This is a genomic window from Actinomycetospora endophytica (assembly GCF_021026375.1).
Classification (GTDB): Bacteria; Actinomycetota; Actinomycetes; order Mycobacteriales; family Pseudonocardiaceae; genus Actinomycetospora; species Actinomycetospora endophytica.
In genome coordinates this window covers 94,458-112,923 of sequence record NZ_JAJNDB010000007.1, presented here as the reverse complement: position 1 = coordinate 112,923, position 18,466 = coordinate 94,458, and the positions used below count along the sequence as shown (strand labels likewise).

At 73.7% G+C, this 18,466-nt stretch carries 10 protein-coding genes; 7 read left to right on the top strand and 3 right to left on the bottom strand.

What is annotated here, in order from left to right:
* Positions 1–81 precede the first annotated feature (81 nt).
* Positions 82–2,157: a glycogen debranching protein GlgX gene (gene glgX, locus LQ327_RS26815; RefSeq protein ID WP_230738879.1), complete on the top strand. Its 2,076-nt coding sequence runs from the start codon at positions 82–84 to the stop codon at positions 2,155–2,157.
* An 80-nt stretch (positions 2,158–2,237) separates the two neighbouring features.
* Here the strand turns inward: glgX and LQ327_RS26810 are convergent, their stop codons facing one another.
* Together LQ327_RS26810 and glgP are read right to left on the bottom strand one after the other, a co-directional pair.
* Positions 2,238–3,167 (bottom strand): type IV toxin-antitoxin system AbiEi family antitoxin domain-containing protein, encoded by a 930-nt coding sequence (locus LQ327_RS26810; RefSeq protein ID WP_308286385.1) that lies wholly within the window; start codon positions 3,165–3,167, stop codon positions 2,238–2,240.
* 176 nt (positions 3,168–3,343) lie between these two features.
* Positions 3,344–5,875, bottom strand: coding sequence for an alpha-glucan family phosphorylase (gene glgP / locus LQ327_RS26805; protein WP_230738877.1), 2,532 nt, complete (start codon positions 5,873–5,875; stop codon positions 3,344–3,346).
* Between the two features lie 2,270 nt (positions 5,876–8,145).
* Between glgP and LQ327_RS26800 the strand changes: the two genes are divergently transcribed.
* Positions 8,146–10,236 carry an alpha-1,4-glucan--maltose-1-phosphate maltosyltransferase gene (locus LQ327_RS26800; protein ID WP_230739259.1) on the top strand — a complete coding sequence of 697 codons (2,091 nt, stop codon included), beginning with the start codon at positions 8,146–8,148 and terminating at the stop codon, positions 10,234–10,236.
* A gap of 43 nt (positions 10,237–10,279) precedes the next feature.
* On the opposite strand, the gene LQ327_RS26795 is transcribed toward LQ327_RS26800, so the two are convergent.
* Complete coding sequence (locus tag LQ327_RS26795; protein ID WP_230738876.1) at positions 10,280–10,828, bottom strand: TetR/AcrR family transcriptional regulator; 549 nt, start codon at positions 10,826–10,828, stop codon at positions 10,280–10,282.
* An 86-nt stretch (positions 10,829–10,914) separates the two neighbouring features.
* Here LQ327_RS26795 and LQ327_RS26790 point away from each other — a divergent pair, with 86 nt between their 5' ends.
* The 5 genes from LQ327_RS26790 (at position 10,915) to glgB (ending at position 18,418) form a co-directional block, all read left to right on the top strand.
* Entirely contained in the window at positions 10,915–12,132 is a 1,218-nt protein-coding gene (locus LQ327_RS26790; protein ID WP_230738875.1) for an FAD-dependent monooxygenase, read from the top strand.
* Between the two features lie 119 nt (positions 12,133–12,251).
* A complete protein-coding gene (locus LQ327_RS26785; protein ID WP_230738874.1) occupies positions 12,252–12,812 on the top strand; it encodes an FxsA family protein in 561 nt (186 codons plus the stop codon).
* A gap of 18 nt (positions 12,813–12,830) precedes the next feature.
* Positions 12,831–14,642, top strand: a complete 1,812-nt coding sequence (gene treS, locus LQ327_RS26780) for a maltose alpha-D-glucosyltransferase (RefSeq protein ID WP_230738873.1) — start codon at positions 12,831–12,833, stop codon at positions 14,640–14,642.
* A complete protein-coding gene (locus LQ327_RS26775) occupies positions 14,639–16,066 on the top strand; it encodes a maltokinase N-terminal cap-like domain-containing protein (protein WP_230738872.1) in 1,428 nt (475 codons plus the stop codon). The genes treS and LQ327_RS26775 overlap by 4 nt, the downstream gene beginning before the upstream one ends.
* A 75-nt stretch (positions 16,067–16,141) precedes the next feature.
* Positions 16,142–18,418, top strand: coding sequence for a 1,4-alpha-glucan branching protein GlgB (gene glgB, locus LQ327_RS26770; RefSeq protein WP_230738871.1), 2,277 nt, complete (start codon positions 16,142–16,144; stop codon positions 18,416–18,418).
* The last annotated feature ends 48 nt before the right edge of the window (positions 18,419–18,466 follow it).

Genomic DNA, 18,466 nt, shown 5'->3' with positions numbered 1-18,466 from the left:
GCACTCACGTGGCCATCCTCTCCGATCCGGTTCACCGCGCGCGGTGTGGGCCGGGGTCCGGATCGGGCACGATCAACCGTCATGCGCCCCAGCAGCCAGGGGACCGTCGAACCGGTGGCGGCCCTCCCGACCGACGCGCCCGCCGGCGTCCTCCTCGACGACGAGGGGGTGCTCTCGGCCGCCGTCCCGGCGACCGCGACCGCCGAGGCCGTCGAGCTCTGCGTGCTCGGCGAGAGCGGCGAGCGGCGGGTGGAGCTGGGACGTCACGACGACGGGTCGTGGCGCGGCTCGGTGACCGGCGTGGCCCCGGGCCAGGGCTATGGCCTGCGGGTTCACGGCCCCTGGTCCCCGACGACAGGGGTGCGGACCGACCCGGCGAAGCTGCTGGTGGACCCGTGGGCGCGGCAGGTCGGCGGGCGGTTCACCTCGCTCGCGGCGGCGGTGTCGCACGTCGGCGACGACCCGTTCGGCGCGCGCTCGGACGTCGACTCGGCCGGGTCGGTGCCGTTCGGGGTGGTGGCCGCGCCGACGTCGTTCGGACCGGTGGAGCGGCCCACGGTGCCGTGGCGCGACACCGTCGTCTACGAGACCCACGTGCGCGACCTCACGATGCGCCACCCCGAGGTGCCGGCCGCGCTGCGCGGGACCTACGGCGGCGTCGCGCACCCCGCCGTCGTCGAGCACCTGCGCTCGCTGGGCGTGACGACCGTCGAACTGCTGCCGGTGTTCGCCAACGCGCCGGAGCCCTCGCTGATGGCGCGGGGCGCGCACAACCACTGGGGCTACTCGACGCTGGCCTACCTCGCGCCGGAGCCGCGCTACGCCGCCGTCCCCGGCCAGGAGCTCGCCGAGGTCCGCGCGATGGTCGACACGCTGCACGCCGCCGGGCTCGAGGTGGTGCTCGACGTCGTGTTCAACCACTCCTGCGAGGGCGGGGTCGGCGGGCCGTCGTTGTCGTGGCGGGGGCTGGACGCGCCGTCGTGGTACCAGCTCGACGGCTCCGGTCGCGACATCGACCTCACCGGCTGCGGCAACACGTTCGACGCCGGGTCTGGGCTGGTCCGCCGGCTCGTCCTGGACTGCCTGCGGTACTGGGTCACGACGATGGGGGTGGACGGGTTCCGCTTCGACCTCGCCTCGACGATGGGCCGGCCGGGCGGCTCGGAGTTCTCGCCGCACGCCCCGCTGCTGGCCGACATCGCCGCGGACCCCGTGCTGGCGACGGTGAAGCTGATCGCCGAGCCGTGGGACGCGACCGGGGAGGGCTTCCAGGTCGGCGGGTTCGGCCCGGAGTGGGCGGAGTGGAACGGGCGCTACCGCGACGGGGTGCGCGACTTCTGGCGTGGTCACGGGCCGGTGAGCGAGATCGTGACGCGGTTCGCGGGCTCGTCGGACATCTACTGGCCGGGCCGCACGCCCGCGGCGTCGGTGAACTTCGTGACCGCGCACGACGGGTTCACCCTGCGCGACCTCGTCTCCTACGACCACAAGCACAACGAGGCCCACGGCGAGGACAACCGCGACGGGACCGACGACAACCGTTCCTGGAACAGCGGGGTCGAGGGGCCGTCTTCCGATGCTGCAATCGAGGCGCTCCGGGCGCGACGGATGCGGAACCTGCTCGCGACGCTCGGGCTCTCCGCGGGCACGCCGATGTTGCTCGGCGGCGACGAGCTCGGCCACACCCAGGGCGGCGACAACAACGCGTACTGCATGGACGACGAGACGTCGTGGCGGTCGTGGCCTGCCGACCGGTCGCTGGCCGACTTCGTGGCGCGGGTGTTCGCGCTGCGACGCTCGATCCCCGAGTTGCGCCGCGACGACTTCTACTACGGCCACTCCGGGCTCGCCGACGACGAGGTGCCCGACATCGTGTGGCTCTCGGAGACGGGTCGGGAGCTGGGTCCGGAGGACTGGCCTCATCCGTTGCGCACGCTGGTGGTGCGCGTCCGGTCGGCCTCGTCGCTGCTGGTGGTGCTGCACGCCGGGCCGGAGCCGGTGGAGGTGACGCTGCCGGGCGAGTACAGGGACGCGACGTGGGGGCCGGTGCTCGATTCGGGTGCCGCGACCGGGGAGCCGGGCGATGCGACGGCGCACGCGGCGGGTTCCGTGGTCACCGTTGCGCCGCACACGTTCCTGGGCTTCCGCTCCGCATAGCCCAGGCTCGCCCGGCGGCCGGGCGGTGATCGACTTCCCGGCGGCAGAGTGCTTGCTCAGCGATCACTCCGCCGCCGACGTCATGATCTTGCTGCGAGGACCCTCCCCAGGGTGTCCAGGAAGACCTGCGGGTTCCCGGTGAGCTCGTACCAGTGGGTGCGGACGACGATCCACCCTTCCGCCGTCAGGGCCGCCTGTCGTGGTCCGTCGATCAGGAACGCCCTCAGGTCGCGGTGGTAGGCCCAGCCGTCGATCTCCACGATCACCTTCTGCACCGGGAACGCGAGATCCACCACGGCACGGCCGTACCCGGGGATGTCGATCGGGAGGTTGGCGATCCAGCCCAGGATCGCGGCCATCCCGAGCACCGAGTGCGCCAGCCGCTCGGCCTCCGAGACCGCGCCGCCGGCCGCGAGGGCGATCAGACGGGCCGTGACGGGTGCCCCACGCCGGCCGGAGCGTCGGAGCTGGAGATGCCGGAGGGTGGAGAGCGCGACCCGGCCCTGCTGCAACGCCCGGTCCACCAGATGCGCCCCGTCGTCGGACCCCAGAACTGCCGCGGCGTCGAGCACCGTGGCGGCGAGCGTCGTCACCCGGATCCCGTGCCGGGTGGTCACCTCCCGGTCAGGGACCGGGCGCCGTCGCAGCACCGCGTCGGGCCGGGACCGCTGGTGACACTCGTGCCCGACCGCGACCTCGAACTCACGTGGAGGCGTGTCACGCAGGCCCCACCACCATGCGGCGGCCTCGCCCACCAGGACGGCATGATCACCGAGGGAGAGCAGCACCGCGCGCACCCGCGCGCGTGATGTGCACTCGTGGGTGGCGTCCTGGTAGACGCGATGCGCCAGGCGTCGCCACCGGCCCGACGCGACCAGCCGCCGCACCGACTGACGACTGATCCCGTGCGCGAGCGCCTGGTCGAGGGAGATCACCCCGTCCTGCCGTCGCAGGAGTGCCCGCAACCGCGCCTGCCGGTGCCTCGGGACGAGGCTCGTATCGGTGTCCACATCCGTTTCGACGCAGCCAGGGCCGCCACGGATCCACCGATTCTCACCCGAGATCGACTTCTCGGCGGCGGAGTGCTCGTTCAGCGATCACCCTGCCGCCCGAACGTCGATCATGGCCGGTGGTGCCTCGCGTCCCGGCCGGCAGACCGCGAGCGCGCTGCCGTCGGACCGGTCACCTATGCCGGGAGGACCACCTTCCCCAGCTCCACCGGCGACGCGAGCAGCTCGTTCGCCGGCAGCACGCGCACCGTGTATCCCAGCACCCCCGCGTGCGGGAGCGGCATCGTCGCCTCGAACCGGTCCGCCCCACCCGAGCCGCCGACGTGGGTCATCGGCTCGACGACGGTCCCGGTCAGCTCGTCGTGGTCGTCCGCGCGCCCGACGACCGCCTGGACCAGCACGTCCGTCGCGGCGAGCCCACCCAGGTCGACCGTCGCGCGCACCGTCATCGGCGCCCCCAGCACCGGGGTGTCCGCCGCCCCGGACGCGTCCACCTCCGCGACCCGCACCGACGGCCACGCGGCGTCCAACCGCGCGCGGAAGTTCGCGAGCTCCTTCGCCCCGGCGTACCCGTCGGAGGCCACCACGCGCGCCGCGGCGGCCGCGGGCGCGTACCAGTCGTTCACGTAGTCCATGACCATCCGTGAGGCCTGGACCTTCGGGGAGAGCGTCGCGAGGGTGTGACGCACCAGAGCGGTCCAGCGGTCCGGGACGCCATCGGCGCCGCGGTCGTAGAACAGCGGCGCGACCTGGCTGGTCAGCAGGTCGTAGAGCGCGTTCGCCTCGATGTCGTCGCGGCGGTCGGGGTCGTCGACGCCGTCGGCCGTCGGGATCGCCCAGCCGTTGCGGCCGTCGTAGAGCTCGTCCCACCAGCCGTCGCGCACCGAGAGGTTGAGCCCGCCGTTGAGCGCCGACTTCATGCCCGAGGTCCCGCACGCCTCCAGCGGGCGCAGCGGGTTGTTCAGCCAGACGTCGCAGCCCCAGTAGAGGTAGCGGGCCATCGACATGTCGTAGTCGGGGAGGAAGACGATGCGGTGGCGCACGGCCGGGTCGTCGGCGAAGTGCACCATCTGCTGGATGAGCCGCTTGCCGGACTCGTCGGCCGGGTGCGACTTCCCGGCGATCACCAGCTGCACCGGCCGCTCCGGGTCGAGCAGCAGCGCCTTGAGCCGCTCCGGGTCGCGCAGCATCAGCGTGAGCCGCTTGTAGGTCGGCACCCGGCGCGCGAAGCCGATGGTGAGCACGCCCGGGTCGAAGATCCGCTCCGTCCAGCCGAGCTCCGGCTCCGAGGCGCCGCGCTCCAGCCAGGACGCGCGCACCCGCCGTCGTACCTCGTTCACCAGCCGGGACCGCAGCGTCCCGCGCATCTCCCAGAGCAGCGCGTCGGACACCCCGAACAGCTCCGGGCCGGCACCCGCCGCGGCCGCACCCGCCGTCATGCCAGCGATCTCCCGGGCCGTCCAGGTCGGGCCGTGGACGCCATTGGTGACCGAGCCGATCGGCACCTCGGGAGCGTCGAACCCGCCCCACAGCGACGAGAACATCCCGCGCGAGACCTCGCCGTGCAGCTGCGAGACTCCGTTGGAGCGCTGCGCCAGCCGCAGGCCCATGTGGGCCATGTTGAACATGTCCGGGTCGGGCTCGCGGCCCAGCGCCAGCACCCGGTCGGTCTCGATGCCCGGCAGCAGGTCGCCGGAGAAGTAGTGCTGCACCAGGCCGAGCGGGAAGCGGTCGATGCCCGCCGGCACCGGGGTGTGCGTGGTGAAGACGGTGCCGGCGCGGACCGCGGCCAGCGCCTGGTCGATGTCCAGCCCGGCCGAGGTGACGAGCTCCCGCATCCGCTCGAGCCCGAGGAACCCGGCGTGGCCCTCGTTCGTGTGGAACACCTCGGGTGCGGCGTGCCCGGTCACCTGGCAGTAGGCGCGGACCGCCCGCACGCCGCCGATCCCGACGAGGATCTCCTGGCGGATGCGGTGCTCGGCGTCGCCGCCGTAGAGCCGGTCGGTGATCGAGCGCAGGTCGGCGTCGTTGTCCTCGATGTCGGCGTCGAGGAGCAGCAGCGGCACCCGCCCGACCGACGCCACCCACACCCGCGCCCGCAGCACCCGGCCCTCGGGCATCGCGACGTGGACGAGGATCGGCGCCCCGCCCGAGTCGGCCAGCAGGTGCAGCGGGAGGCCCTGCGGGTCGAGCGCCGGGTAGGTCTCCTGCTGCCAGCCGTCGAGCGAGAGCGACTGCCGGAAGTAGCCCGAGCGGTAGAGCAGCCCGACGGCGATCAGCGGCACGCCGAGGTCGGAGGCGGCCTTGAGGTGGTCGCCCGCGAGGATCCCGAGCCCGCCGGAGTAGTTCGGCAGCACCTCGGAGACGCCGAACTCCATCGAGAAGTAGCCGACGCCGGCCGGCAGACCCTCACGACCCTGGTACCAGCGCGGCCCGCTCAGGTACTCCCGCAGGTCGTCGGCGATCTCCCCGACACGCCCGACGAAGCCGGCGTCGGCGGCCAGCTCGGACAGCCGGGTGGGACTGACCTCGCCGAGCAGCCGCACCGGATCCCCGCCCGAGGCGCGCCACGCCGCCTCGTCGACCGACGCGAACAGGTCCTGGGTCGGACCGTGCCACGTCCACCGCAGGTTGGTCGCGAGGTCCTGCAGCGGCGCGAGGGCGGCCGGCAGCTGGGCGCGGACGGAGAAACGACGCAGTGCTCTCACGGGTCCGAAGCCTAGGCAAACCCTTCCGACGCGCCGTCATCGCCCGTCGCGGCTGGATCGATTCCACGACTACCCTGCGTCGCGTGAGCGTGCTGGGGAGATGGCGGGGATCCGGACGGCGTGGCGACGACGCCCCGGGCGGGGACGCGAACGGGTCGGACGGCGGGTTCGAGGAACCGGCGACGGGCCCCGCGAGCGGCGGGTTCGACCTGCTGCCCGGCGCCGAGGAGGAGTCGCGGCGTCGGACGAGTCCGTGGAGCGGTCGCTTCCGGGCCGTGGTCACGGGGCGTCGCGACGACGGTCCCGACGACGACCGCGCCGAGGCCCCGAGCGCCTCCCGCGAGGACGACCGGCGGGCGTCCCGGGACATCGAGCCCTCCCGCCCGGTCGATGACGACGACGCCGACGCCGACGACGCTGCGCCCACCACGCCCGGCCACCGGGCCGACGAGTTCCCGCCCCGCTACGACCCCCGGGTCAGCGGCCACCGCGGGGCGATGCCCGCCGGCTGGGGTTCGGCGAGCGACGTCGAGCTCGGCCCGCCCCCGCCCCCGGACGCCCCGGTGAACCCGGGCTCGCCGTCCGGCCCGATCCCCGTTGTCGGGCGGACCCCGGCCGAGCGTCCCCCGCGCCCGGCCGCGGCCCTGGCGGACGACGCCGGGTCGGCGCCGTCGTCGGCCTCGTCGTCCGTCTCGTCGTCGGTCTCGTCGTCGGGCGGTCGCGCCGGCTCCGGATCCGACCTCGACGCCGCGATCGCCTCCGGCCCGACGATCCCCTCGGGCCCGCTGCCCCCCGTCGGTCGCCAGACGCCGCGCCCCTCACGCCCCGCCTCGCCGCCCTCCCCGGCGGGCCAGGGTCCGGCCAACCGCGCCAGCCCCGACGCGTCGAGCCCGGCCGCGCCCGCCTGGTCGCGCTCGACCCAGACCGGCGGGTTCCGGGCGGTCGTTCCGCCGTGGCGCCGGCCCGTCGTGCCGCAGTCCTCCCCCGAGCCGCCGACCGCCCAGGCGCGCACCGCGACCCCACCGCCCGAGGACGAACGGGACGCGTCCACCGCGGTGACCCGGCGTCCGGGCGCTCCGGCCGCATCGAAACCGGCCACATCGGGTAGGGCGCCGGGCATGACCTCGTCGTCCGCTGATCGGCCGACCGACGACCGCGACGCGTCCGACCAGGACGACGCCGCGGCCCAGGACGCGCCGACCGCCACCACGCCGACCGCCGGACGCCACGCGCGCCCGGGGTGGGCGTTCAGCACCGCCGGCTCGTCCGAGGACGTCTCGCCGGGTCGCGGGTCCGCCGACGATCACGAGACGCCCGACCCGCTGACGGCGCCGGGCCGGCTGTCCACGCCGGAGTCCCCGACGACGTCGGGTCCGCTCACCTCACCCGGTGGCTCGCCGGCGTCGGACCGGCCCACGACGCCGGGTCCGCTCACCGCGGCCGGTGCGTCCGCCTCGGACCCGCTGTCGACGCCGGGTGCCTCGCCCTACTCGGACCGGTCCTCGTCCTCGGACCCGCTGGCCCGCCCGGACCGGCCGACGGCGTCCTCCTCGTCGGACCGCCCGACGTCGTCGGACCCGCTGACCCGCTCGTCCGCCGTGGACCTGTTCGGGACCCCCGGCGCGACGTCGGGTGCGACGCCGTCGGGGGCGGCCTCGTCCTCGGGGTCGGCCTCGTCCGCCGGCTCCTCCTCCACGCCCGGACCCTCGGACCGGCCGACGGTGCCCGGCTCCACGGCGCTGCCCGACCTCGGCGGTGAGCGGCCGGACCTCGGCGTCGACCCGCTCGGGACCGACTCGCCCGGGTCCGCGTCGTCGGGCCGGGAATCGTCGAGCGCTCCGTCGTCGAGCGCCCCGTCGTCGAGCGCTCCGTCGTCGAGCACCCCCTCGGACGAGCCCGCGACCGGGACCTCCGCGGCGCCCGCACTCGGCGCTCTCGCCGCCGGCGCCGGCCTCGGGGCCGCCGGTCTGGCCGCGGCGAGCTCCCACCGCTCGACGACGACGGCCGACCCGAAGACCGCCGACGCGACGACCGCCGACGACAGCCCGACCGTCGAGCCCGGCCGGCAGGCCCCGGAGGACACCCCGGCCGTCGAGGAGCCCGAGGTCGCCGGCCCGACGACGGCGGAGACCGGCGGCGCCGAGCCCGACGAGGCACCCGCCCGCACCGTGGCCCCCGCGCTCGCCCGGACCGGACCCGCGGACACCACGAAGACCGAGCGGCCCACCCCGACCCCCGCCACCGAGCCCGTCGCCACCGAGCGGGCCCGGCTGGCGCAGGGCCGGATCGGCATCGACGAGGTCAGCCCCGAGGTCTCGGGCGGGCGGTACCCGTCGAAGGCCGTCGTCGGGGAGGTCGTCCCGGTCGCGGCCACGGTGTGGCGTGAGGGTCACGACGCCGTCGCCGCCACGCTGGTCTGGCAGCGCTGCGCGGACGTCGACCACGCCGACGAGCAGGCGGTCGCGGTCGCACCGACGGTCGGCGAGGAACGCTGCGTGCGCATGGCGAGCCTCGGGCCGGAGACCGACCGGTTCGCGGCGAGCCTCGTCGCCGACGCCGAGGGCCTCTGGCGCTTCCGGGTGGACGCCTGGAGCGACCCGTGGGCCACCTGGCGGCACGCCGTCGAGGTGAAGGTCGCGGCCGGTCAGGGGCCGGGCGAGCTCTCGAACGACCTGGAGTCCGGCGCCCGCCTGCTCGAGCGCGGCGCCGCCCGGATCGAGGAGCGCGCGAGCGCCACGGAGGTCCGCGAGCAGCGCGCCACCGAGTCGACGACGCCGATCGAGATGCCGCCGACGCTGACCTTCGCCGCCGAGCTGCGCGAGGCGGCGGCGAGCCTGCGCGAGACCGGCAAGGGACTGCCCGAGCGGCTCGCGAAGGCGCTCTCCGAGCCGGTTCAACGCACGATGGGCGAGCGCCCGGTGCGCGACCTCCTGACCCGCGGCGCGGACCACCACGTGCTCGTCGAGCGGCCGCGCGCCCTCGACGGCGCCTGGTACGAGTTCTTCCCCCGCTCCACGGGCGGCACCGACGCCGAGGGCCGCGCGGTGCACGGCACGTTCGCGACCGCGCAGCGCGAGCTCGAGCGGGCCGCCGCGATGGGCTTCGACGTCGCGTACCTGCCGCCGATCCACCCGATCGGCACGGTGAACCGCAAGGGGCCGAACAACACGCTGACGCCCGGGGCGGACGACCCCGGGTCGCCGTGGGCGATCGGCTCCGCCGAGGGCGGGCACGACGCGGTCCACCCGCAGCTGGGGACGATCGACGACTTCGACGCGTTCGTCGCGAGGGCGTCCGAGCTCGGGCTCGAGGTGGCGCTGGACTTCGCGCTGCAGTGCGCGCCCGACCACCCGTGGGCCGCGGCCCACCCGGAGTGGTTCACGGTGCGCCCCGACGGGACGATCGCGTACGCCGAGAACCCGCCCAAGAAGTACCAGGACATCTACCCGGTCAACTTCGACACCGACCCCGAGGGGATCTACCGGGAGTCGTTGCGGGTCGTCCTGTACTGGCTCTCCCACGGCGTTCGGATCTTCCGCGTCGACAATCCGCACACCAAGCCCGCCGACTTCTGGGCCTGGCTGATCGCCAAGGTGCACGAGGTCGATCCGGGCGTGGTGTTCCTCGCCGAGGCGTTCACCCGGCCGGCGCGGCTCTTCGGCCTGGCCAAGGCCGGCTTCAGCCAGTCCTACACGTACTTCACGTGGCGGACCGGCAAGGACGAGATCCGCGAGTTCTTCGAGATGCACCGCGACCGTCTCGACGAGTGCCGACCGAACTGCTTCGTCAACACCCCGGACATCCTCCACGAATCGCTGCAGACCGGTGGACCGGGAATGTTCGCGATCCGGGCGACGCTCGCGGCCACGCTCGCCCCGAGCTGGGGCGTGTACGCGGGGTTCGAGCTGTTCGAGTGGCAGCCGGTGCGCTCGGGCAGCGAGGAGTACCTGGACTCCGAGAAGTACCAGCTGCGGCCGCGCGACTTCGACGCCGCGCTCGCCGAGGGCCGCAGCCTGCAGCCCTGGATCACCCGGCTCAACGAGATCCGTCGGGCCCACCCGGCGCTGCGCCAGCTGCGGACGCTGCGGTTCCACGACACCGACAACGACGCCCTGCTCGCGTTCTCGAAGACCGACCCGGTCAGTGGCGACACGGTGCTCGTCGTCCTCACCCTCGACCCGTTCGGCGCGCAGGACGGCACGGTGCGGCTCGACATGGGCGCGCTGGGCCTCGACCCGTTCGCCCGGTTCGGCGCGTTCGACGAGGTCAGCGGGCAGGTCTTCGACTGGGGGCAGGCGAACTACGTCCGCCTCGAGCCCTGGCGCGACGTGGCGCACGTGATCTCGGTGCAGAGGCGCTGACGCGCATGTGAGTGGATATGGTCGTCTGAACGACCAAATCCACTCACATGCGGAGCGCCCGCACCGCCGCGTCGACCGCGGCCTCGCGGATTCGCGGCAGGTCCGCGTCGCCGAACACGACGACGGCGTCCTGCACCCCGCCCAGCGCGACGACCGCGCGCACCCGGTCCGCCGCGTCGTCGCTGCCGACCAGCACCCCGTCGATGCGCTCGCGCCAGTGCAGCATCCGCGGCGCGAGCTCGATCCGGGCGACCACCCGCGGGTTGTGGATCAGCACCCGCATCACCGCACGGTTCCGGAGGCACAGCTCCCAGAACCGCTCGATCACCGCGCGCACCTGCGCCTCGTCGCCGGCATCGATCGACCGGCCCTCGAGCTCGTCGCCGAGCTCGCGCAGCTCGACGAACATCGGGTCGACGAGGTCGCCGAGCAGGGCGTCCTTCGACGCGTAGTGGTAGTAGAGCGCCGCCTTGGTGATGCCGATGCGCTCGGCGATCTCGCGGAGGCTCGTCGCGTCGACGCCGCGCTCGGAGAACAGCTCGAGGGCGGCGGCGCGGATCTCCGCCCGGGTGTCGACGGTGGTGCGGGGCACGACGGGGACCCTACCTCGCGTTGACTACCTGCCGCACGGTCAGTAACTTACCGGTCGGCAGGTAACTCACGGGAAGGGGTCATCCGATGACCAGCGTTCTCATCTCCGGCGCGAGCATCGCCGGACCGGTCCTGGCGTTCTGGCTGCGGCGTGCGGGGGTCGAGGTCACCGTCGTCGAGATCGCGCCCACCGTCCGCGGCGGCGGCTACCCCATCGACCTGCGCGGCGTCGCGGTCGACGTCGTCGAGCGCATGGGACTCCTCGAACCCGTCGAGGCGGCGCGCACCGGCACCCGCGCCCTGACGTTCGTCACCGAGCGCGGCCGCACCATCGCGTCCCTCGGCCCCGCGACGCTCCTCGGCGAGCAGTCCATCCGGGCCGTGGAGCTCCCGCGCGGCGACCTGACGACGGTGCTGTGGGAGGCCACCCGCGACGACGTCGAGTACGTGTTCGACGACCGGATCACCGCGCTCGACGACCGGGACGACGGTGTCCACGTCACCTTCCGCCGCGGCACGCCGCGGGTGTTCGACCTGGTCATCGGTGCGGACGGCCTGCACTCCGGGGTCCGGGCGCTGACGTTCGGCCCGGAGGCGCCGGTGCGCCGCGATCTCGGCGCCTGCTACGCGGCGTTCTCCGTGCCCAACGTGTTCGGGCTCGACCGCGAGGCCGTGATGATGAACCTCCCCGGCCGGTCCGTCACGCTCTACGCGGTCCGCGACCAGCCGGTGACGGCCCTGTTCTCCTTCGCCGGCCCCACCCCGACGCTGGATCACCGCGACACCGAGGGCCAACGCCTGCTCGTCGAGCACGTCTTCGGCGGCGTCGGCTGGTGGGCGCCGGAGCTGCTCGTGCGCATGCGCCGCGCCGAGGACTTCTACTTCGACACCGTCAGCCAGATCCGGATGCCGTCCTGGACGCGGGGGCGGGTCGGCCTGATCGGCGACGCGGCCCACGCCCCGTCCTTCCGATCGGGCCAGGGAACCAGCATCGCGACGGTGGGCGCCTACGTCCTGGCCGCCGAGATCGCGGCCCACCCCGACGACGTGCGCGCCGCGCTGCCCGCCTACGAGGCCCGGATGCGGGGGTTCGCGACGCAGAACCAGGACCTCGCGACGTCGGGCGCCTTCATCACGTCCCCGAGGACCGGGTCCCAGCTGGCCGGCCGCAACGCGCTGCTGCGCTCGGTGCCGCTCCTGGAACGCCTCCACCTGCCCGCTCCGGGCGGCGCCATCGCCCGGGCCGCCACCGCGCTGGCGCTGCCCGAGGAGCCCCGGCCGGCGGTGGCGGCCGTCGCGCCGTGAGTGAGTGCTGCCGTCCGCTCACCGGACGACAGCAACGAGCCGTTGCTGCCGGACCCCGGAATCGGGCACTTTCCGGCATCCCCACGCGTTGGACACGGTGAGAAGACCCGGAGGTCCGCATGCCCGTCCTGCTCGCCCTGCTGGCGTACGTCGCCCTCGAGATCTGGGTGCTGGTCCTCGTCGGCCAGACCATCGGTTTCCTGGGCCTGCTCGGCCTGCTCGTCGTCTCGGCCGTCGTCGGGGCGTGGGCCCTCAAGCACGAGGGACGCCGCTCGCTGACCGACCTCGGCCGCGCGGCGCGCTCGGGCCGCCCGGCGGAGGCCGAGGTCGCCGGCGGGATGTACGTGGCGCTCGCCGGGGTGCTGCTCGTGGTCCCCGGCATGCTGTCCACCGTCGCCGCGCTGGTGCTGCTGATCCCGCCGGTGCGCCGCGCGCTGGCGCGCCGGGCCGCGGCCCGCGCGGTGCGCGCCGGGAGCGCGCGCATGGGCCCGACGATCACCGTCGTGGGTGCGGGCGTGCCGGGCGGGTACGGCGCCGGACAGAACCCGTGGGGACCGGCAGCGAGCGGCGGGGATCCCTGGCACGGGCGCGTCATCGAGGGCCAGGTCGTCGAGCCCGCCGAGCACGACGACGAGACCCCCGACGAGAACGGGACCGGTGGCACGCGTCGCACTGGCTGACCACTAGCGTGACGCCTGATGAACGAGGGGATCGGCACGGGCACCGCCGGCGCGCCCGACACCAGCACGACCGGCACCGTCACCGCGCCGCGGGAACCTCCGACGCCCGAGGGGGTCGTCGAACCCTCGTCGCGGGATTTCCGCAGCGCGCGGGAGCTCCCGGTCGACGACGGCTGGTACAAGCGCGCGGTCTTCTACGAGGTCCTGGTCCGGGCGTTCGCAGACTCGAACCGTGACGGCTTCGGCGATCTGCCCGGCCTCACCGACAAGCTGGACTACCTCGCGTGGCTCGGCGTCGACTGCCTCTGGCTGCCGCCGTTCTACGACTCGCCGCTGCGCGACGGCGGGTACGACATCCGCGACTACCGCAAGGTGCTCGGCGAGTTCGGCACCGTCGAGGACTTCGTCGAGTTCGTGGACCAGGCGCACGCCCGCGGGATGCGCGTGATCACCGACCTGGTCATGAACCACACCTCGGACCAGCACCAGTGGTTCCAGGAGTCCCGCCGCGACCCGGACGGGCCGTACGGCGACTTCTACGTCTGGTCCGACGACGACACCCGGTGGTCCGAGGCGCGGATCATCTTCGTCGACACCGAGTCGTCGAACTGGACCTACGACTCGGTCCGCGGCCAGTTCTACTGGCACCGCTTCTTCTCCCACCAGCCGGACCTGAACTTCGACAACCCCGCCGTGTGCGAGGCGATGATCGACGCGCTGCGGTTCTGGCTGGACCTCGGGATCGACGGATTCCGCCTCGACGCGGTCCCCTATCTCTACGAGCGCGACGGGACGAACGGCGAGAACCTGCCGGAGACCCATTCGTTCCTGCGCCGGGTGCGCAAGGTGGTCGACGACGAGTACCCGGGCCGGGTCCTGCTCGCCGAGGCCAACCAGTGGCCCGCGGACGTCGTGGAGTACTTCGGCGACGCCGAGGTCGGGGGGGACGAGTGCCACATGGCGTTCCACTTCCCGCTGATGCCGCGCATCTTCATGGCGGTGCGCCGCGAGTCGCGGTTCCCGATCTCGGAGATCCTGGCGCAGACCCCGGAAATCCCGGAGAACGCGCAGTGGGGCATCTTCCTGCGCAACCACGACGAGCTCACGCTCGAGATGGTCACCGACGACGAGCGCGACTACATGTACGCGGAGTACGCCAAGGACCCGCGCATGAAGGCCAACATCGGCATCCGCCGCCGCCTGGCCCCGCTGCTCGACAACGACCGCAACCAGCTCGAACTGTTCACCGCGCTGCTGCTGAGTCTCCCGGGCAGCCCGGTGCTCTACTACGGCGACGAGATCGGGATGGGCGACAACATCTGGCTCGGCGACCGCGACGGCGTGCGCAGCCCGATGCAGTGGACGCCCGACCGCAACGCCGGTTTCTCCACCTGCGACCCGGGCCGGCTCAATCTCCCGATCGTCATGGACCCCGTGTACGGCTACCAGGCCGTGAACGTCGAGGCCCAGTCGAACTCCAGCGCGAGCCTGTTGCACTGGAACCGTAGGATGATCGAGATCAGGAAGCAGCACACGGCGTTCGGGCTCGGCGACTTCCACGAGCTCGGGGGCTCGAACTCCTCGGTGCTGGCCTACGTGCGCGAGTTCGTCGACGAGGAGGGCACCCGGGACGTCGTCCTGTGCGTGAACAACATGTCTCGCTTCCCGCAGCCCGTCGAGCTCGACCTCATCGCGTGGAAGGGCTGGGTGCCGACCGAGCTGACCGGCGGTGTCCCGTTCCCGCCGATCGGTGAGTTGCCGTACCTGCTGACGCTGCCGGGGCACGGCTTCTACTGGTTCTCCATCCACGCGTCGCAGGAGCGCTCGTGACGAGCCCCGGCGGACACCGCACCGAGGCCGCGCCGGCGCTCGAGGCCCTGCTCCCGGCGCTGGTCGGGTGGCTGCCCCAGCAGCGCTGGTTCGCGGCCAAGGACCGCACGGTCGACGCGGTGCGCCTCGTCGGACACTCCGAGGTCACCTCGGCGGACGCGGTGCCCGCCGTGACGCACGCGGTGATCTCCGTCGGGTTCACCGACGACGGCCCGGAGGAGACCTTCCAGCTCCTGCTCGGCTCCCGCCCGGAGATGCCCGGCGACCTCGACCACTCGGTCATCGGCACGGCGGCCGGCCGGACGGTCTACGACGGCCTGGCCGACGGCGAGATCACCCGGCTGCTGCTGTCGCTGATCGTCTCGGACACCACCGTCGGCCCGCTGCGCTTCGTGCCCGAGCCGGAGACCGAGGCCCCGATCGTCGGACCGGGCCGGCCGCTGCTGGGCGAGCAGTCGAACTCGTCGGTGATCTACGGCGAGCGGGCCATCCTCAAGCTCTTCCGCCGCGCCACGCCGGGGCTCAACCCCGACCTGGAGCTGCACCGCGCGCTGGGCCGGGAGCACTCGGTCGAGGTCGCCCCGCTGCTCGGGGCGATCGAGGGCGAGCTTCCCGACGGCGAGGGTGGCAGCACGCCGATGACCGTCGCGATGCTGCAGGACTACGCGTCGAACTCCGCCGACGGCTGGTCGATGGCGCTGACCAGCGTCCGCGACCTGCTCGCCGAGGGCGACCTGCGGCCCGACGAGGTCGGCGGCGACTTCGCCGGCGAGGCCACCCGCCTGGGCCGCACGGTCGGCAGCGTCCACCAGGAGCTCGCGCGGGCGCTGGGGACGGCCCGACTCGACGCGGCGGGGGTGCGCGGGGTCGCGGACTGGATGCTCGCCCGCCTCGAGCTGTCCGCGCAGGCCGTTCCGGAGGTCGCCGAGCGCCGCGAGGCGATCACCGCGGTGCTCGAGGGCGTCACCGCGGCGGACGGCCTCGTCGTGCACCGCATCCACGGCGACCTGCACCTGGGCCAGGAGCTGCGCACGCCGCGCGGCTGGCTGGTCATCGACTTCGAGGGCGAGCCGTCCCGCTCGCTGGCCGACCGGGTGCGCCCGGACTCCCCGCTGCGCGACGTGGCGGCGATGCTCCGGTCGTTCGACTACGCCGCGTTCCACCAGCTCGCCGAGTGGGAGCCGGGCGCGGAGTCGCCGAGCTACCTCAAGCGGCGCGCCCAGGAGTGGGCCGACCGCAACCGCTCGGCCTTCTGCGACGGCTACGCGGAGATCACCGGCGCCGACCCGCGCGCCGACCTCGCGGTGCTGCGCGCCTACGAGCTGGACAAGGCGGTCTACGAAGTGCTGTACGAGACCCGGAACCGGCCGAACTGGCTGGCCATCCCGCTCCGCTCGATGGAGCGCCTCATCGATCGCTCCTGATGCCGGATTGGCCGCCCCGCCCGGCGGGGTAGGTGATCGGCGAACCGTCTCACCTGCGAAAGAGTCCGACCACCGATGACCCGACCCACCACGCCGTCGTCCACGGGCCCGCTGCCGGTCGCGCCCGGGGAGCTCGACCGCCACCTGCTGCTCGAGGGCTCGCACCGCGACCCGCACGGCGTCCTGGGCCCGCACCGCCGTCCGGACACGCCGGGCACCGTCGTCGTCCGGGCGCTGCAGCCCGGGGCGGACGCGGTCGACGTCGCCGTGGAGCAGGGCCCGACGGCGGGTCGCTACCCGCTGACGCCGGTGGGCACGAACGGGCTGTTCGCGGGCAACGTGCCGGGGCCGCTGCCGCACTACCGGCTCGCGGTCCGTCGAACGGACGAATCGGGCGGGGACTCCCACGGCGACGTCATCGAGACCCTGGTCGACGACCCGTACCGGTTCTCGCCGGTGCTCGGGCCGGTCGACCTGCACCTGATCGGCGAGGGACGCCACGAACGGCTGTGGGACGCGCTCGGCGCCCACTTCCGGCGCTGGCCCACCCCGTCCGGGCCGGTCGAGGGCACCTCGTTCACGGTGTGGGCGCCCAACGCCCGCGGCGTGCGGGTGGTCGGCGACTGGGCACCGGAGCGCGGCAGCTGGGACGGGGTCGCGACGCCGATGCGCGCGCTCGGCTCCGGCGTCTGGGAGATCTTCCTGCCGGGGGTCGGCGTGGGCACCCGCTACGGGTTCCGCATCCTCACCGCCGACGGGCACTGGCTGGACAAGGCCGACCCGATGGCGTTCGCCGCGGACCTCCCGCCCACGCCGGCCTCCGTCGTCACCACCTCCACCCACGAGTGGGCCGACGCGGACTGGATGGCGCAGCGGGCGACCTCGAGCCCGCACGCCGAGCCGATGAGCGTCTACGAGCTGCACGTCGGCTCGTGGCGCCAGGGCCTGAACTACGCCGACCTCGCGCAGGAGCTCGTCGGGTACCTCTCCGCGCAGGGCTTCACCCACGTCGAGCTGCTCCCGGTCGCCGAGCACCCGTTCGGCGGCTCGTGGGGCTACCAGGTCAGCTCGTACTACGCGCCGACCTCGCGCTACGGGAGCCCGGACGACTTCCGCGCGTTCGTCGACACCCTGCACCGCGCGGGCATCGGCGTGATCGTCGACTGGGTGCCGGCGCACTTCCCCCGTGACGAGTGGGCGCTGGCCCGCTTCGACGGCACCCCCTGCTACGAGCACGGCGACCCGCGCCGCGGGGAGCAGCTCGACTGGGGCACGCTCGTGTTCGACTTCGGGCGCTCCCAGGTCCGCAACTTCCTCGTCGCGAACGCGCTGTACTGGCTCGAGGAGTTCCACGTCGACGGCCTGCGCGTCGACGCCGTCGCCTCGATGCTCTACCTGGACTACTCGCGCTCCGACGGCGGCTGGGTGCCCAACAAGTACGGCGGCCGCGAGAACCTGGAGGCGGTGTCGTTCCTCCAGGAGTTCAACGCCACCGTCTACAAGGCCCTCCCCGGCGTCGTGACGATCGCCGAGGAGTCCACCGCCTGGCCCGGCGTCACCCGGCCCACGCATCTCGGCGGCCTCGGGTTCGGCATGAAGTGGAACATGGGGTGGATGCACGACACCCTCGACTACGCCATGCGCGACCCGGTGCACCGGGGGTACCACCACAACCAGATGACGTTCTCGCTGACCTACGCCTGGTCGGAGAACTACGTGCTGCCGTTCAGCCACGACGAGGTCGTGCACGGCAAGGGCTCGCTGTGGACCCGCATGCCCGACCAGGGGCGGGGCGATCACGGCAGGGCGGCCGGGCTGCGCGCGCTGCTCGCCTACATGTGGGCCCACCCGGGCAAGCAGCTGCTGTTCATGGGCGGCGAGTTCGGGCAGGTCCGCGAGTGGTCCGAGGAGCGCTCGCTGGACTGGGACCTGCTCGACGACCCGCTGCACGCCGGTGTCGCTCGGCTGGTCGCCGACCTGAACGCCGTGTACCGGGCGCACCCCGCGCTGTGGACCGCCGACACCGACCCGGCCGGATTCTCGTGGATCGACGCCAACGACGCGATCGGCAACGTCTTCTCGTTCGTGCGGCACTCGACCGACGACGCGCCCGACGTGGTGTGCGTGGCCAACTTCTCGGGCGTCGTGCACGACCGCTACCGCATCGGGCTGCCGCGGGCCGGGCGGTGGCGCGAGGTCGTCAACACCGACGCGGACCTCTACGGCGGCGACGGGGCGGGCAACTTCGGGTCGGTGTTCGCGGCCTCGGTGGCGACGCACGGGCGTCCGGCCTCCGCCGAGCTGACCCTGCCGGCGTCGGGGGTGCTCTGGTTGGTGCACGAGCCCGAGTAGGTCGCGCTCCCGGGGCGAGTCCGGCCGTTCGACCACCATCGCGGGGCC

Coding starts and splice junctions, on each gene's coding strand:
- treS (WP_230738873.1), top strand. CDS start 12,831: ATGAACGAGGGGATCGGCACGGGCACCGCCGGCGCGCCCGACACCAGC.
- LQ327_RS26790 (WP_230738875.1), top strand. CDS start 10,915: ATGACCAGCGTTCTCATCTCCGGCGCGAGCATCGCCGGACCGGTCCTG.
- glgX (WP_230738879.1), top strand. CDS start 82: ATGCGCCCCAGCAGCCAGGGGACCGTCGAACCGGTGGCGGCCCTCCCG.
- glgB (WP_230738871.1), top strand. CDS start 16,142: ATGACCCGACCCACCACGCCGTCGTCCACGGGCCCGCTGCCGGTCGCG.
- LQ327_RS26785 (WP_230738874.1), top strand. CDS start 12,252: ATGCCCGTCCTGCTCGCCCTGCTGGCGTACGTCGCCCTCGAGATCTGG.